Annotated in this window: 17 protein-coding genes; 2 read left to right on the forward strand and 15 right to left on the reverse strand. The window is 26.8% G+C overall.

Going from position 1 to position 17,814, the window contains the following annotated elements; all coding sequences use genetic code 11:
- Window positions 1–17: 17 nt before the first annotated feature.
- The 11 genes from ftsY to pta form a co-directional block, all read right to left on the reverse strand.
- Window positions 18–926: a signal recognition particle-docking protein FtsY gene (gene ftsY, locus NG904_RS05390; RefSeq protein WP_252212877.1), complete on the reverse strand. Its 909-nt coding sequence runs from the start codon at window positions 924–926 to the stop codon at window positions 18–20.
- A 193-nt stretch (window positions 927–1,119) separates the two neighbouring features.
- Window positions 1,120–4,677 (reverse strand): chromosome segregation protein SMC, encoded by a 3,558-nt coding sequence (gene smc / locus NG904_RS05395; protein ID WP_252230340.1) that lies wholly within the window; start codon window positions 4,675–4,677, stop codon window positions 1,120–1,122.
- 12 nt (window positions 4,678–4,689) lie between these two features.
- A complete protein-coding gene (locus NG904_RS05400) occupies window positions 4,690–4,785 on the reverse strand; it encodes a hypothetical protein (protein ID WP_017826126.1) in 96 nt (31 codons plus the stop codon).
- A gap of 184 nt (window positions 4,786–4,969) precedes the next feature.
- Entirely contained in the window at window positions 4,970–5,992 is a 1,023-nt protein-coding gene (locus tag NG904_RS05405; protein WP_252212879.1) for an elongator complex protein 3, read from the reverse strand.
- Window positions 5,985–6,683 (reverse strand): ribonuclease III, encoded by a 699-nt coding sequence (gene rnc, locus NG904_RS05410; RefSeq protein ID WP_252212880.1) that lies wholly within the window; start codon window positions 6,681–6,683, stop codon window positions 5,985–5,987. Before rnc ends, NG904_RS05405 begins: the two co-directional genes overlap by 8 nt.
- Window positions 6,684–6,801: 118 nt before the next feature.
- A complete protein-coding gene (gene acpP, locus NG904_RS05415) occupies window positions 6,802–7,032 on the reverse strand; it encodes an acyl carrier protein (RefSeq protein ID WP_252212881.1) in 231 nt (76 codons plus the stop codon).
- A gap of 88 nt (window positions 7,033–7,120) precedes the next feature.
- Window positions 7,121–8,122: a phosphate acyltransferase PlsX gene (gene plsX, locus NG904_RS05420; RefSeq protein WP_252230342.1), complete on the reverse strand. Its 1,002-nt coding sequence runs from the start codon at window positions 8,120–8,122 to the stop codon at window positions 7,121–7,123.
- A 174-nt stretch (window positions 8,123–8,296) separates the two neighbouring features.
- Window positions 8,297–8,479, reverse strand: a complete 183-nt coding sequence (gene rpmF, locus NG904_RS05425; protein WP_003372794.1) for a 50S ribosomal protein L32 — start codon at window positions 8,477–8,479, stop codon at window positions 8,297–8,299.
- A 2-nt stretch (window positions 8,480–8,481) separates the two neighbouring features.
- Window positions 8,482–8,988 (reverse strand): YceD family protein, encoded by a 507-nt coding sequence (locus NG904_RS05430; protein WP_252230343.1) that lies wholly within the window; start codon window positions 8,986–8,988, stop codon window positions 8,482–8,484.
- Window positions 8,989–9,118: 130 nt separating this feature from the next.
- On the reverse strand, window positions 9,119–10,315 hold the full coding sequence (locus NG904_RS05435) for an acetate kinase (RefSeq protein ID WP_252230344.1): 1,197 nt from the start codon (window positions 10,313–10,315) through the stop codon (window positions 9,119–9,121).
- A gap of 24 nt (window positions 10,316–10,339) precedes the next feature.
- Entirely contained in the window at window positions 10,340–11,338 is a 999-nt protein-coding gene (gene pta, locus NG904_RS05440) for a phosphate acetyltransferase (RefSeq protein WP_252212885.1), read from the reverse strand.
- 290 nt (window positions 11,339–11,628) lie between these two features.
- Here pta and NG904_RS05445 point away from each other — a divergent pair, with 290 nt between their 5' ends.
- A complete protein-coding gene (locus NG904_RS05445; protein WP_252230345.1) occupies window positions 11,629–12,825 on the forward strand; it encodes a nucleotidyltransferase in 1,197 nt (398 codons plus the stop codon).
- Window positions 12,826–12,944: 119 nt separating this feature from the next.
- A complete protein-coding gene (gene spoVV, locus NG904_RS05450) occupies window positions 12,945–14,120 on the forward strand; it encodes a dipicolinic acid transporter SpoVV (RefSeq protein WP_252212887.1) in 1,176 nt (391 codons plus the stop codon).
- Here spoVV and NG904_RS05455 read toward each other — a convergent pair.
- The 4 genes from NG904_RS05455 to recG all read right to left on the reverse strand — a co-directional run bounded on the left by NG904_RS05455 (window position 14,100) and on the right by recG (window position 17,789).
- Complete coding sequence (locus tag NG904_RS05455; RefSeq protein WP_252230346.1) at window positions 14,100–14,642, reverse strand: ATPase; 543 nt, start codon at window positions 14,640–14,642, stop codon at window positions 14,100–14,102. The genes spoVV and NG904_RS05455 overlap by 21 nt on opposite strands.
- 11 nt (window positions 14,643–14,653) lie before the next feature.
- Window positions 14,654–15,133: a pantetheine-phosphate adenylyltransferase gene (gene coaD, locus NG904_RS05460; protein ID WP_252212889.1), complete on the reverse strand. Its 480-nt coding sequence runs from the start codon at window positions 15,131–15,133 to the stop codon at window positions 14,654–14,656.
- Window positions 15,134–15,135: 2 nt separating this feature from the next.
- Window positions 15,136–15,693, reverse strand: a complete 558-nt coding sequence (gene rsmD / locus NG904_RS05465; RefSeq protein ID WP_252230347.1) for a 16S rRNA (guanine(966)-N(2))-methyltransferase RsmD — start codon at window positions 15,691–15,693, stop codon at window positions 15,136–15,138.
- Window positions 15,694–15,755: 62 nt separating this feature from the next.
- Entirely contained in the window at window positions 15,756–17,789 is a 2,034-nt protein-coding gene (recG, locus tag NG904_RS05470; protein ID WP_252230348.1) for an ATP-dependent DNA helicase RecG, read from the reverse strand.
- Window positions 17,790–17,814 lie beyond the last annotated feature (25 nt).

A 17,814-nucleotide genomic window follows, 5' to 3' on the forward strand; every position in this document is an offset into this window, starting at 1 on the left:
TTTTTTTTATTTTATTATTAAATTATTGCCTCTGCAAAACTTTCAGCATCAAATTCTTGAAGATCATCAATACCTTCTCCAACACCTATATATCTAACAGGTATATTTAAACTTTGTTTTATTGAAATTACAACGCCCCCCTTTGCAGTACCATCTAATTTAGTTAGGATTATTCCATCAATAGGACATACCTCCATAAATTGCTTTGCTTGTATTACTGCATTTTGACCTGTTGTAGCATCTAATACTAATAAAGTTTCTTTTTTAACTCCATCTAACTCTCTGTCAATAATTCTATTAATTTTTTCTAATTCATTCATTAAATTTTTCTTATTATGAAGTCTTCCTGCTGTATCACATATTAATAAGTCAGTATTTCTTGCCTTAGATGCTTCTATAGCATCAAATACAACCGCTGCGGGATCTGATCCTTCTTGATGTTTTATCAAATCAACCTCTGCTCTTCTACTCCACACTTCTAATTGATCTATTGCTGCTGCTCTAAATGTATCTGCAGCAATAAGTAATACTTTTTTGCCATCTCTCTTATTTTTTGCCGCAAGCTTACCAATAGATGTAGTTTTTCCAACTCCATTAACTCCAATTACAAGCATTACTTTCTTTTCATCATCATTATCTTCATAATTGCCTTCTAATAATATTTCCTTTATGACTTCTTTTAATGCAGGTTTCACTTCTTGAGGATCATTAATCTTTTCTTTACGAATTTTTTTTCTTAATCTCTCAATAATATCCATTGTAGTATCCATACCTATATCAGATGTTATTAATATTTCTTCTAATTCCTCATATAAATCTTCATCTATTGTTATAGCTATTTTTAAAGCTTCATTTATTTTATCAGTTAGTCCATCTCTTGTCTTAGTTAATCCATCTTTTAGTTTATTAAATAAATTTCCAAACAAATTTAATTCCTCCTAAAATTTTAAGTTTATATATTTCTATTATCTAATAACATCTGTAATATTTCCACCCTTATAATTATAAATTAATCACTTCTTAAGTATATAATAATGATTTGAATTTATAAATAATAAGTTTAAAGTTTTATATAAAAACATTCTTTTAAGCAAAAACACTATCTTTTATTAAGCAACCTTAGCTGGCAGTTAAATCTACTGATACAACTTTAGATACACCTTTTTCCTCCATAGTAACACCATAAATTACATCACTTACTTCCATGGTACCCTTTCTATGAGTTATAACTATGAATTGAGTATTTTTAGAAAATTTAGTTAAGAATTCTGCATATCTATATACATTTGCATCATCTAATGCAGCTTCTATTTCATCTAATATACAAAATGGTGTTGGCTTCATCTTTAATATTGAGAATAGTAATGCTATAGCAGATAAAACTTTTTCTCCTCCTGATAGCAAGTTTATGTTTTGAAGCTTTTTACCTGGTGGTTCAACATTTATATCAATGTTCGCAGTTAATTCATCACCATCACACAAAATTAATTCAGCACTACCACCCTTAAATAACTCTCTAAAAGTTTCATTAAAAGTTATATTTAACATTTTAAAATTTTCTTTAAATAAATCTTTTATTTTAATAGTCATTTCGTGAATTACAGAATTTAATTCTTCTTTAGCACATTCTAAATCTTTTTCTTGCGAAGACATAAAATCAAATTTTTCTTTAACTTCTTCATATTCTTGAATAGATGCTAAATTTACTGTCCCAAGAGCTGTTATTTGCATCTTTAATTTCTTAGTTAATTCTTTAATTTCTTCTTCATTTTCAATTTCTTCTGCTATATCTAAAGCTTCTACATATGTCAATTCTAATTCTTCATTTAATTTTTTATAATAATTATCTTTTTCAATCTCTTTTTTAGCTTTAATAACTTCTTGTTTATTTATATCTCGTTCCTTTAAATTTATCATCTCAAACATATTAGTTATTAAGTTATCTTGTTTTAAAGAACTTTCTTTTAATTTTTCTTTTTCTAATTCCTTATATTTTAACTGTTTTTCTAGCGCCTCTATTTTAACATTATTTTCATTAGTAGCAGTCAATTTACTTTTTATATCATTTTCTAAATTTATAAGATTTTCATTACTATTATTATTTTCAATTAAAAGCGCTTTTTCTTTCACTCTTAATTCATTTAATTCTTTTTCTAATCTAATAAATTGATTTTTTTCATTTTGAATAGTTTCATCTAATGTTGCCTTATTAATTTTTATTTCCGTAATCTTATTTGTATTCTCATCTATCTCGTTATTCTTTTCTTTAATAGATTTTTCTAATTTTAAATATCTATCTTTATTGAATGTATTTTTATCTTCGATAACTTTAATTTCAGACTTTTTGTTTTCAAGATCAGAATTTAATTTATCTATATCTTTTTCAACTCTTTGGAATTCGTTTTTAGTTATCTCTAGATTATCTTTAAATTTATTAGTATCATTTTTTAATCTCTCAGCTTCACCTTGTTTTTTAGTTATTTCAATATTTTTATAGTGAACCTCATCTCTTTTATTTAATATTTCCTCATCTAATTTTTTTACGTCTTCTCTTACTTTTAAAATTTCTTTTTCTACAATAACACAACTTTTTTTAGTTGTATCAATTTTTAATAATATCTCTTCAATTTCCCTTTTTCTTCCTAATACATTGCTGTGTTTAGTATATATACTTCCTCCAGTAAGTGCACCTCCAGGGCTTATAACTTCTCCCTCTAATGTAACTATTTTATACCTGTAATTCCCCTTTTTAGCTATCTGCAATGCTGAATTCATATCTTTTGCTATTATTGTTCTACCTAGTACATGATCCAATATATTTGTATATGTTGATTCATAAGAAACAATTTCACTAGCAATACCAAGATATCCTTCAATTTTAGTAATACTATTATCTAAAATCAGCTTTTTACCTTTTATTATATTTAAAGGTAAAAATGTTGCTCTACCTAAATGATGTTCTTTTAAATATTTTATTAATTTTTTAGCATTTTCTTCATTTTCAGTAATAATATTAGAAATTATTGAACCTAACGATATCTCTATTGCTATCTCGTATTTCTTATCAACTTTAAAAACTTCACCAAGAATTTTAGTATTTTTAACACTATTAATTAATCCTTTATTAATAGCTTCCATTAAATACTTAACAGATTTATTATAACCCTCATATTGTTTTTCTAAATTTTCTAATATGTTTTTATTAGCCTCTAACTTAGTTACCAAATTATTTAAATTAGTTAATTCTTTTTGCTTATTAGTTAATTTAGTCATCAATGAAGTCATAGAACTTTTATCTTTACTTATTTCTTCTTCTAATGAACCTATCTCTTTTTTATCATTAATTATCTTATTTAATAAGTTTTGATAAGTAACTCCATTTATAGCTACGTTATGCTTTATAAATTCATATGATTTTTCTAATTCAGATTTTTTCTCTTCTTTTAATAAAATTTCTTTATTTATTAAAGTTATAGAGTTCTTTGTTTCAGAATTACTTCTTAATAATTCAAATTCATCTTCTTTAAGTTTAGAAAGCTCTTTTTCCATATCATCTTGTTTTTTTGAAAGAGTTAATTTTATTTTTTCTAGACTAATAATAGCTTCATTTTTTTCCTTTTGATCTTTCAAATAATTTTCCAAATAACTATTTAAATTAGTTTTAGCTTCTTCTAATTCTTTAATCTTTAATATTACAATTTCTATTTCTTCATCGTTCTTTGAAATTTTTTCTTTCAAATTTTTAATTCTTTCCTTATTTAACTCTATATCCTTAGAATTTTCACTAATTAATTCTTTTAATTTATAATAAGCAGTTTTATCTTGTTCTGTTTCTTTTTCTAATAAATTAATATTCTCTTCTAAAAATTTCAATTCTTCTTTAAGTGAATTTAATTCTCTTTTTTTTTCATTAATAAACGTAGTCTTATTTTCTAATTCATTATCAAATTCTTTTAACTCTTCTTCTTTTATTTTTATATACTTAACTAATAATGAAACTTCGTTCTTCCTTAAATCTTCAGAAATTAAATTAAATTTCAAAGCCTTTTCTCTATCTATTCTCAATGGTTCTATACGATCACTATATGTAGATATTATGTCTCGTATTCTAACCAAATTACTATCTGTATTAGCTAACTTTTTTTCTGCCTCTTCTTTTCTACTTTTAAATTTAACTATACCTGCTGCTTCTTCTAAAAGTGCTCTTCTCTCTTCTGGTCTTCCACTTAATATAGATTCTATCTTTCCTTGTCCTATTAATGAGTATCCTTCTTTACCTATGCCTGTATCCATGAAAAGATTTATCACATCTTTAAGCCTACATTTTTTGTTATTTATTAAATACTCAGATTCCCCAGATCTAAATATTCTCCTTGACACAGTGACCTCATTATACTCTGTTGACAATTTTTCATCACTATTATCTAAAGTTAAAGACACTTGAGCTAATCCTACAGGCTTTCTATATTGAGTTCCTGCAAAGATTACATCCTCCATTTTTCCGCCCCTAAGAGTTTTAACGCTTTGTTCGCCTAAAACCCATCTAACAGCATCAGAAATGTTACTTTTCCCACTACCATTTGGGCCTACTACTGCAGTTACTCCATCGTTGAATTTTAATTCTGTCTTATCTGCAAAGGACTTAAATCCTCTTATATCTAGGGATTTTAAAAACAAGTACACCACTCCTTATAAAAATACTGCTGGTAATAATCCTATAATAAAAATTAAAATAATAAAAATAGCCATAAAAATTTTTAGCTTTTCTCTAGTTTTCTTCTTCATAAACAACACTCCTTATTTGTAATAATTTTATCTTAAAGACACGTAAATATCAACGTAATAAAATTTTAAATAAATATCAACTAAAAGGCTTTTTGTTCTTATATATTATAAACTTTTTAAAATTAAGAAATTTCATCATTTCTCATAAAAGGCTCACAGAATAAAAAGCGAGAGTTTCCCCTCGCTAATATGCAATGTTAATATTTTCTTCTTTAGTTATTAATTTTAAATTTCCTCTTGAAACTTCAAAATCTTGCTTAACTATAATATTCTTGTTTTTTATGCTATTGAAATATTTTTTCTTATTAGCATATAGTTTACTTATATCTCTAGGATTTATTCTTAATTCAACTCTTTCTTTATCTTTCACATTAGAATTAATTAAGTTTGCTATTAAGCTGCTCTCAACTAGTTCTCTAAAAGCTGGATGGAACGGGCCACTTACTATATCTGCGCCTTCATTTATGCTTTCAGTTGGTTGTAGTCCTATTCTAATTACTTGAATATTATTTTTAGTATACAATTGATACATAGATTTACTTATATCAACTGCTTCGTCTAAAGTATATGGTATATATGAACCTAATTTATACATTTTTTCCATAGGTGTATCTTTTATTACTAATGCAGGATATATTCTACAAATATCTGGTTTCATTTTTATAGATAACTTTGTTGTTAAAATATCTTTTTCAAAAGTATCACCTGGTAACCCTGGCATTATTTGATGCCCTAAAACAAAACCATATTGTTTTATTAGAGATGATGCTTTTTCTACATCTGAAACATAATGACCTCTACCTGATTTTTTTAATATTTCATCATCTAAAGATTGTACCCCAAGTTCTATTATATCAACTTTGTATTCCTTTAAATAAGTAAGTATATAGTCATCAATTGCATCAGGTCTTGTAGAAAGTCTTATTTTATCAATTAAGCCTTTATCTTTATAACCTTTGGCTATTTCTAAAAAAGCTCTTTGCTTTTCTTCTTTTACTGCTGTAAAGGTGCCACCAAAGAATGAAACTTCTATAATAGCATCTTTATTTGTTATTGTTTCTAAATAGTCATCTATTGTTTTTATTACTATATCAGTAGTTACTATATCTTTAAGTCCTGTTATTCTGTCTTGATTACAAAATACACATTTATGTGGACATCCTTCCTGCGGTACAAATATAGGGATAATATAATAATTTTTACTCATACTTTTTTTCTAACCTCTTTAAAGCTTCTCTTGCTGCATTTTGTTCAGCTTCTTTTTTGCTATATCCTTCTCCTATCCCCATAACCTTTTCATTTATAATTACATTAGTGAAAAATTTTCTTCTATGAGGCGGACCTTCATACTTTACTAAATCATATTGAATTAAAATTTCTCCATCCTTTTGCAACAACTCTTGTAATTTAGTTTTAAAATCTAATACTATTTCATTATTTATTGCTTTATTTATTATTTCTTCAAAATGAAGTAATATAAAGTCATTTACAAAACCTATTCCCTTGTCTAAATATACTGCTGCAATTACTGCTTCAACAGCATCTGCTTGTATAGACATTCTTTCTCTTCCACCAGTAAGTTCTTCACCCTTACTCATTCTTATATATTCTCCAAGACTTAACTTCTTTGCTATTTCGTAAAGTGAATTTTCGCAAACTATTAAACTTCTAATTTTAGTTAATTCACCTTCTGATTTATCTTTAAATTTATTAAAAAGATACTCTGTAATACAAAGCTGTAATACAGAATCTCCTAAAAATTCTAATCTCTCATTATATTTAGCATCTTTGAATTGATTACCAAATGAACTATGTGTTAATGCAGTCTTAATTAATGAAGGATTATTAAAATAAACTCCTAAGCGGTTTTCTATATCATTAAATTTATATCTATTCATTTATATCCACTCCTTGAAGTTTATTCTTCAACTTGCTAAAAATAAAATTTAATAAAAACATAACAAATTCAAGAATAAACTAGTTATAAAGAAAATCCCGCTAACTTGCGGGATTATGTTATTCATCGTAATGAGCTTTTACGTAATTAACAACGTCGCCAACTGTCTTAAAGTTTTCAACATCTTCATCTGGTATTTCCATATCTAATTCATCTTCTAAGGCCATTATAAGTTCCACTATATCTAATGAATCCGCATTTAAATCTTCAATAAATGATGATTCCATAGTAATACTTCCTAAATCAATACTTAATTTATCTGCTACAATATTTTGAATTTTTTCAAACATTTATTTCACCTCCCAAACTCTACAGTTAGATAATAGTATATATTTTTTCCATAGTCAATATTAATTTAAATAACTTTATAAATAAGATTTAATTTTTATTTTCAAACTCTTTTTTTATCTCATCTAAAACATTATTTTCATAAAAAATCTTTGTTTGTCTAATTGCATTTTTAAAAGCCTTCCCATCAGAGCTACCATGTGCTTTTATACAAATACCGTTTACTCCTAAAAAAGGTGCTCCACCGTATTCCTTGTAGTCAAATTTCTTCATAATTTTCTTTAAGAAAGGTTTTAGCAATACTACACCTATTTTACTTTTTAAATCAGCTTTTAATACTTCATCTTTTATCATACCTAAAATATTAGTAGCTGATCCTTCATACATTTTTAAAGCTGTATTTCCTGCAAAACCATCACTTACTATAATATTAGTATCTCCAGTTGGAATATATCTTGGTTCTATATTGCCTACAAAATTTATAGAATTTTCTTCTTTTAATAACTTATAAGTTGCTTTTGTAAGATCATTTCCTTTTTCTTCTTCTGATCCAATATTTAATAATCCTACACTTGGATTATCAACATTAAATACATTTTTATAATATATACTTCCCATTTTACCAAATTGAACTAAGTATTCAGGTTTACTATCTACATTAGCACCTGCATCAACAATCATAAAGTTTCCTCTTCTGCCAGGCATTATAGGACCTAATGATGGACGTTCTACGCCTTTAATCCTTCCTACAATCAATGTACACCCAGCTAAAAAGGCCCCAGTACTTCCTGCTGAAATTATACCATCACAAGTTCCATCTTTAACTAAATTTAAAGCTTTAACAATACTAGAATCCTTTTTTCTTCTCAATGCCATAACTGGATGTTCATTTGTTGATATTACTTCCTTCGCATCTATTATAACAATTTTATCTTTTGGATAGTCGTATTTTGAAAGTTCTAATGATATTTTATCTTCTGGACCTGTAATATAAAAAGTCATTTCACTATATTCTTTTAATGCCGATACTATACCTTCCACAACTGCGCTAGGTGCATTATCTCCACCCATGCCATCAATAGCTATTTTCATAAACATACCCCCTCTTTTTCTGTTAAATTATAAAAAAATAGATTAATTAAAAATATTAATCATAATAAATTTAATTAATCTAAAGCATTTTTAATTAAATTACATTCATATATCAAAATATTTTACTTAATAATATTCTAATATAAAAATAAAAGAAAGTCTAAAGACTTTCTTTTATTTTTCTGAAGATACAACTTCTCTATTCTTGTAGAATCCACAGTTTTTACATACTCTATGAGCAAGCTTCATTTCATGACATTGAGGACACTCAACTATGCCAGGTAAGCTAGCTTTAAATGTTTGAGCTCTTCTTGAATCTCTTCTTGCGCTACAACACTTTCTTGCAGGATTTCCCATAACTACACCTCCTTATTGTCAAAAAAACCTTTTAGAACATCAAATCTAATATCTACATCTTGTTTATTGCAAGAGCATGGCTGCTTATTAAGGTTTGAACCACATTCTTGACAAAATCCTTTGCAATCATTCTTGCAAAGTCTTTGAATTGGTAAACTTGATATTATATTGCATTCAGCTATTTGACTGATGTCTAAAATGTCATCAAGCACAATAACAACCTCTTCTTCTTGAAGATCATTATTATTGGCAAACCTCTCTTCTATATCAATATCTATTGGATAGATAAAGGTATCTAAACATCTTGCACAATTCATTTCTAAAGTAACTTTTACTTTAGCTTTCATTATTACAATATCTTTATCAGATGTTATTACTCCTGATACTTCGCACTTACTTACCGGAGTGATTACATCTCCTTCAAATTCAAATTTAGGTATTTCAAATTTGTAGTCAATTTTTTTACTTCTTTCTTTTCTTGAAATAAGATCTGAAACTCGTACTTTCATAATCAGTAGAACTCATTTATTTACAATAAGTCCTTTCTCACTCCTTAAACATATTATATTTGTTAAGCAAACACAATTTATTATATAAAGTGTGTCGATAAAAGTCAAGAAATTTATTATTAAATTGCTTTTACACTAATGCTAAAGTTTCTTTTGCTATCATCAATTCCTCATTAGTAGGAATAACATAAACTTTTACTTTAGAACTTTCCTTTGAAATTACAATACCTTCACCTATATCATGGCTGTTATTCTTTTCTTCGTCAAGTTCTATTCCTATAAATTCAAGACCCTTTAACGCTCTTATTCTAACTTCTGGAGCATGTTCTCCTATCCCTGCTGTAAATACTATTGTATCAATTCCACCCATTATAGCTGCATATGCGCCTATTTGTTTCTTTATTTGATATCCAAAAATATCTGTTGCAAGAATTGCTCTTTTGTTATTATCTCCTATAGCACTTCTTATATCTCTAAAATCAGTTCCTACTCCTGAAACTCCTAATATACCTGATTTTTTATTTAATATATCATTTACTTCATCAGCTGAGTAACCTTTTTCTTTAATTAAATACGTAACTATTGCTGGATCTATATCTCCACATCTTGAACCCATTATTGTACCTGCAAGTGGAGTAAATCCCATTGTAGTATCAATTGATTTTCCACCATCTACTGCTGTAATACTAACTCCATTTCCTAAATGACAAGTTACTGTTTTTAATTCACTTGCATCTTTTTTCATAAATTCTGCAACTTTATTAGCTACATACTTGTGAGATGTTCCATGGAAACCATATTTTCTTATATGATCTTCAGTATAATATTCATATGGTAATGGATACATATATGCTTTTTCTGGCATAGTTTGATGGAATGCAGTATCAAATACACATACCATAGGAGTATTTGGCATAAGTTCTTCACAAGCCTTTATTCCTATTATATTTGGTGGATTATGAAGTGGTGCTAATTTAATACATTCTTCAATGTTTTTCATAACTTCATCATTTACCAATACTGATTTTGAATACTTTTCTCCACCATGAACTACTCTATGACCAACTGCACTTATTTCATCCATTGATTTTATAACACCATGATTTTCATCAATTAAACTCTTTAATACTAATTCAATTGCATCTTGGTGATCTTTTAAAGGTTGTTCTACTATATACTTTTCTCTACCTTTAACTTTTTGAGTTAAGATTGATCCATTAATTCCAATTCTTTCTACAAGTCCTTCTGCTAAAGCGTCTTCTGTTGTCATATCAATTAGTTGATATTTTAAAGATGAACTTCCACAATTAATTACTAATACTTTCATTTTTTCCTCTCCTCTTTCAGCTAATTAAACTTCTTGTGCTTGAACTGCTGTTAACGCTACAACATTAACTATATCATCAGCACTACACCCTCTTGATAAATCATTTATTGGCTTTGCAAATCCTTGACAAACAGGTCCAATTGCATCTGCATTGGCAAATCTTTGTACTAATTTATATCCTATGTTTCCTGCTTGTAAATCTGGGAAAACTAACACATTTGCTTTTCCTGCAACTTTGCTATTTGGAGCTTTTTGAGCAGCTACTTTTTCAATTATAGCAGCATCTAATTGTAATTCTCCATCTATCATTAGATCTGGTCTTAAGGCATTGGCTTTAGCAGTAGCATTTCTTACTTTATCTACAAGTTCATTATCAGCACTTCCCATTGTTGAAAATGATAGCATAGCTACTCTTGGTTCCATTTTACAAAGCTTCTTTGCTGTTTCTGCTGTTGCAATAGCTATAGCTGCTAATTCATCTTCATTTGGATTAGGATTAACTGCACAGTCTGCAAATATTAAAGTTCCATCAGTACCAAATTCTTTGCCTGGTACATTCATAATAAAGAAACTCGATACTATTGACACTCCTGGCATTGTCTTTATAATTTGTAATCCTGGTCTTAATAAATCTCCTGTAGTATGAATTGCTCCTGAAACCATTCCATCTGCATCATCTAATTTTACCATCATAGTTGCAAAATAAAGAGGGTCTCTTACTATCTTTTCTGCCTTGACCATAGTCATTCCTTTATTTTTTCTAAGTTCATAGAAATTTTTTGTATAATTTTCTAGTTTGTCCGAATCATTAGGATCTATTATTTCTACATTTTCTAGGTTTATATTTATTTCATCTGCTTTTTTTAACACTTCTTCTCTATTCCCAATTAAAATTGGATGTGCTAATCCATTATCTACTATTTTTCTGGCAGCAGTTATATTTCTTTCTTCATTTCCTTCTGGTAATACTATTTTCTTTTTATCAGATTTGGCTCTAAGCCACATTTTTTCCATAAGTTGCATAAGTGATTCTCCCTTCAATTGACTTCCTATATTTTATAATATACTCCTATACATATGATCTTTTCAACCAATTTTATCAATAAAATAGAAGTCTTTAGATTTGCAATAATCTGAATAATCTGATAACACTTTTTTATCTTTTACTCATATTTTTATATTAATATTATTAATTTGTATTTTTTAGTATATTTTTTTTGCAATATTGATAATTGTTTAACAAACAATTCTTATGGATTCAATTGTGTTATAATAACATAACAAATTCATTTATAAGGAGTGTTTTTATTATTATGGTGACAGGAATAATTGCTGAATATAATCCATTTCACAAAGGACATCAATATCATTTAAGTCAAGCTAAAATAAATGCTAATGCCGATAGTATAGTTTGTGTTATGAGCGGAAATTTTATGCAACGTGGTATCCCAGCTATGGTAGACAAATGGACTCGTACTGAAATAGCTCTTAAAAATGGAGTTGATTTAGTAATAGAATTGCCTTTAGTATATTCTTTATCTTCTGCAGAACATTTTGCTTTTGGATCAGTTTCTTTGCTTAACTCTTTAAACATTGTAGATAATTTATATTTTGGAAGTGAAGAAGGTAGCACAAAAATTCTCGAAGATATAACAGATGTATTAGTAAAAGAGCCTGAAAATTACAAAATTGTGTTAAAAAATTATTTAGATTTAGGTCTTCCATTTCACCTAAGTAGAGCTAATGCATTAAGCGATTTTTTTAAATCCAACCATATTCTGGACTGTATTTCAAATTCAAATAATATTTTAGCTATAGAATATATTAAAGCTTTAAATTTACTAAATAGTAAAATAATACCTTTAACTTTAAAAAGAGAAGGTTCAAAATATAATGATAACTCCCTAAATACTACTTTTTCTTCAGCAACATCTATAAGAAATCATTTGAAAAATAAAAATTTAGAACATTTAAAAGACTTTTTACCCCAAGAAAGTTACAATATATTGAATAAATTATCCTTCGAAAATTATCCTTTTATATTTGAAGAAGATATATTTAAATATGTTAAATATAAACTTATAACTGACGGTAGTTTACTAAAAAATCTCCCTGATATATCAGAAGGATTAGATAATAAGATATTAAAAGAAGTGCTAAAATCAAATTCTTTAGATGAATTAATACTAAACTCTAAAAGTAAAAGATATACCTATACTAGATTAAATAGAATCTTAACTCAGTTTTTTATAGGTCTTGAAAAATATGATTTATTAAAATTATCCAAAGAACCTTGTCCTTATTGTAGGGTTCTAGGTTTCAATTCAAAAGGAAAAGAACTTTTAAAGAATATAAAAAAGAATAGTACTATTAATTTAATAACTAAAATTCAAAAAAATAATATTAATGAATGTTTAGAAATAGATCTTCTTGGAACAAAAGCTTATTCTATTTTAAATCCTAAAATAAATCCTATGCAAGATTATTTAACTAGCCCAATCATATTATAAATACATTTAACATAATCATAAGAATATAAATAAATATAATATACAACTTTATTTCTATTCTAAGATTTACGAGAGTATATTTTTACGCTCTTATAAATCTTTAAAATTGGAGTGATTTAATGAGTTATACTATTGTTTTCTTATGGTTATTAATAATATTACTAACTATCATTTTAATAAAATCATTAAATATAAAAAGTAATATTTTATTTTGTATAATATGTTCTATATTTATAGTATTATTTATATTAAATATAAAGCAGTGTACAATTGCAGCTATTGACGGATGTAAATTATGGTACAGCGCTGTTTTACCTGTAACATTTCCTTTTTTGGTTATTTGTAATTTATTAATATCTTATGATGGAATTTCACTGTATTCTAAGATATTAGGTCCATTAATTTGTAAGCCTCTAGGCTTATCTAAAAACTGTTCATTTCCTATAGTAGCTAGTTTTTTATGTGGATATCCTTTAGGAGCAAAATACTCCATTGATTTATGGTCTCTAGGAAGTATAGATGATAAAGAATGTCAAAGACTTTTAAATATAGCTTCAAATGTAGGGCCTTTATTTTTAATTGGCTCTGTAGGAACAGCTCTTTTAAACAATACTACATTAGGCTATATACTACTTATAGCTAATTATCTTTCTGTTATATTTATTGGTATAATTACAAAAAAAAATAGAACCTTAAGAAAACCGATTTCTAAAAGTTCTATAAATGAAAAAAAATTAAATTTTGGTCAAGCAATAAAAAATGCTGTTGGAAATGGTGTAAACACAATATTATCAATTTGTGGATTCATCGTTATATTTTCCGTAATAATATCTCTTATAAAAAATAGTGCTTATATAAATAATATATTTGATTTTTTAGAAAATTTATTTCATATACAAAGTGGTACCTTGTTCTCTATATTCTTAGGAAGTATAGAAATGACAAATGGTTGTAATTTAATTTCAAACTTAAATATTTCACTTTCATTAAAATTAGGAATTATAAGTTTTTTGTGTTCTTTTTCTGGTTTATCCGTAATAGCACAAATAAGTTCATTTATGAATGACTTTAACATTTCCTATTTTAAATATATATCTTTAAAGCTAGTTCAAGGAATATTCAGTTTCGTAATAACATATTCATTAGTAAAAATTATACCTACAAGCATTGTTACATCTAATTTCCCAACAGCTTGTACTATAAATTCCTTTATGTATTTATTACCAATGTTTTTACTTTTAATTTTAACAATAATACTTAAAATAATATATAAATTATTTTTTCATTCCTCTTAACTCTTTTATATTTTCTCTTATGGTTAGACAGGCAGTACTTAAATTATTATCTATATCTTTAGCTACTATTTCAAAACTATTTTGAAGACCCTTAATTAAAGCTTCTTTTTTAGCTTCTAGCTCTCTATCAAGTTGTGATAAAATTTCATCTGAATAATCCCTAGAACCTAATCTTATAGCTTTAGCATCTCTTTGTGCTGAAGCTATAATTTCTTGTGCTCTTAGCTTAGCTTCTTTCACTATATCATGACTCTCAACATTTTGTCTCATAATCATCATAGTTTCTTTTTTCACTGTATCGTATTCTTTTTTAGCTTCTCCAAGTATTCTTTCTCTTTCATTCATAACCCATTGAGCTTTTTTAAATTGATCGGGTAAATAATTTATAATTTGATCTACCACTTCAAGAACTTCTTTTTTATCAACTACAACCTTACCACTTATAGGAACTTTAGGTGAATTATCTACCAAATCTTGCAGATACTCTAACAATTCCATTATATTCACATCCATCTTTTCCATAATACCACTCCTTAAATTTTACTCCTTCTAATAACATCAGATATAATTTCTTTTGGTACAAGTCCTTCAATGCATCCTCCAAACTTAGCAACTTGCTTTACTGAAGATGAACTTAAGTATGAATATTGTGCAGAAGTCATCATAAATACTGTCTCAATATTAGGATCTAATTTATTATTCATAAGTGCCATTTTAAATTCATATTCAAAGTCTGATACCGCTCTAAGTCCTTTTAAAATGACATTAGCATTATTTGCTTTCAAAAAGTCTATTAATAATCCATTAAAACTCAGAACCTCAACATTTTTTATATGCTTTGTAACCTTTTTTATAAGCTCAACTCTTTCTTCAATTTCAAAAAGCCCTTTTTTATCAACATTAACCAAAACGCCTATGATTAGTTTATCAAAAACCTTTGATCCTCTTTCAATTATGTCTAAATGACCATTTGTTATAGGATCAAAGCTTCCTGGGTAAACAGCTACTTTCATAGTTAGTCCTCCTTATACGCATAAAAACACACTGTAGTGTTACCATATTTTCTACTTCTTGTTAAAATTATATCTTCATATCCATCATAAATCTCTTCTATAGTATCAATTTTAGTTACAATTATTCCATTTTCATTTAAAATATTATTTTCTTTTATAATTTTAATAGCTTCTGGAATCATTTCTTTACAATATGGTGGATCTATAAAAATCAAGTCAAAAACTTTTCCTTGATTTGATAACTTTCTTAATGCCTCATATGAATCCATGTTCAAAGCAAAACAAAAATCATCAAATTTTAAATTTTTTATATTTTCTTTTAATAACGGAAAGGTTTCAGAACTTTTATCTATCAAATAAACTTCTTTAGCACCTCTACTAGCTGCTTCTAGTCCAAGGCTTCCTGTTCCAGCAAAAACATCTATAACATTAGAATCTGGTATATATCCTTGTATCATGCTAAACATAGCCTCTTTAACTCTATCTAACGTTGGCCTTGTTTCCATACTTGCAGGAGGTATTAATTTACGTCCTCTTGCTTTTCCTGATATTATTCTCAAAATTCTTCCTCCTTAATGGCATATATTAAGTATATTAACATATTTGTATATAATAATTCAAATTAATTAAAACAAATGTATTTACTATTGTTTTCTAAACTTTTTTTCATTTCACTTATAAGCTTAATATTTTCTTTATAATTGTTATGCAGTATATCAATTGCTTCATGTTTAGCAGCCTTTAATATACTAATGTCATCATATAGATCTGCTAAAATAAACCCTGCATCTCCACTTTGTTTTCTACCAAACATCTCACCTGATCCTCTTAGTTTCAAATCCTCTTCCGAAATAAAAAATCCATCATTTGATTCTGTCATAATCATCATTCTTTTTTTAGTTACATTGCTCTTTGCTTTAGCAATCAAAATGCAATATGATGCATACTCTCCTCTTCCAACACGCCCTCTTAATTGATGTAGTTGTGCTAATCCAAACCTCTCAGCATTTTCTATAATCATAACTGATGCATTAGGTACGTTAACCCCTACCTCTATAACTGTTGTAGATATTAATACTTTAAATTCATTATTTTTAAATCTACTTATTATATCTTGTTTTTCAATTGCCTTCATTTTACCATGAAGTATTTCAACTTCTATATTTTTAAATATACCATTTTTCAACTTAGTATATAACGTTTCTACAGAATTTAATTCTTCTTTTTCATCCTCATCAATAAGTGGACAGACTATATATACTTGCCTTCCCTTATTTATTTCTTCCAAAGCCAATTCATATCCAATACCTCTATTATTTTCTTGATAAAATCTAGTATCTATTCTCTTTCTTCCTGGAGGTAATTCATCAATTATTGAAACATCTAAATCTGAATATAAATAAAGAGCCAAAGTTCTAGGTATAGGTGTTGCTGTCATCACTAGACAATCTGCTTTCTTACCTTTATTAATAAGCTTACTTCTTTGTTCAACGCCAAATCTATGCTGCTCATCAGTTATTATAAGTCCTAATTTATTAAAAATAACATCATCTTGAAATAATGTATGAGTACCTATAAGCAACATTGGATTTTCCTGTTTTATTTTTTCTTTTATTCTTCTTTTTTCTTTTAGCGAAGTACTTCCAGTTAATATCTCAATATCTATATCAAAATTTTTGAATAATTTTTTAGATTCTTCATAATGCTGATTAGCAAGTATTTCTGTTGGTGCCATAAAAGCACATTGATATCCATTCTTTATTACATTAAATATAGAAATTAATGCAACTATAGTCTTTCCACTCCCAACATCCCCTTGAACTAATCTATTCATAGGTTTTTGAGATTTTTGATCTCTTAAAATTTCTCTAACAACTTTTGTTTGAGCATTTGTTAAAAAATACGGTATGCTCTCTTTTAATGTCTTAAGTTCATCATCCCATTCAAAACATATTCCATCTTTATTCTTATTAAGTTTATGTTTTACTAATAATAATTTTAATGAATAAGTAAACAATTCTTGAAATTTTAATCTAACAATAGCTTTTTCTAATAAATCTTTATTCTCTGGAAAATGAATTGACCTTATTGCATCATTTAAAGATATAAGATTATATTTATTTAACATATCTAAAGGAAGATTTTCTTTTATACTTATTGAAGAAATAACAAGATTAATTAACTTTTCTATAATCTTATTACTTATATCTCCTTTTAGAGGATATTTAGGTAAAATGCTATTATCTAATGCTTCTTCACATACAACTGTAGGATTAGTTACTTCAAGGGTCTTCCCTATTCTTTTAAATTTGCCCATTAAATTATATGTTTTGTTAATATAAAAGGTATTTTTTATATATTTTTGATTAAACCATTTTCCATAAGCTTTACATCCTTTATAGTCAAATTCTATTGTTGTTAATATTTTTCCAGTTTTGGTTTTTATATCACTTTTTATTCTTATAACTTTACATCTTAAAATTTGTTTTTCTTCACCACTTATTTCTTCCAATAATATATTAGAGTTAACAAATTCATAATCTCTTGGAAAGTATAATAAAAGATCTAAAATATTAAATATACCACATTTATTTAATTTCTCTGTTAATTTAGGACCTACACCCTTCAATGAAGAAATATCACTATATATATCCATTAAATTTTTCCTCCAAAAAAAGCAC

It is taken from the genome of Clostridium sp. ZBS15, assembly GCF_023845705.1.
In the GTDB taxonomy this organism is placed as follows: domain Bacteria; phylum Bacillota; class Clostridia; order Clostridiales; family Clostridiaceae; genus Clostridium; species Clostridium aquiflavi.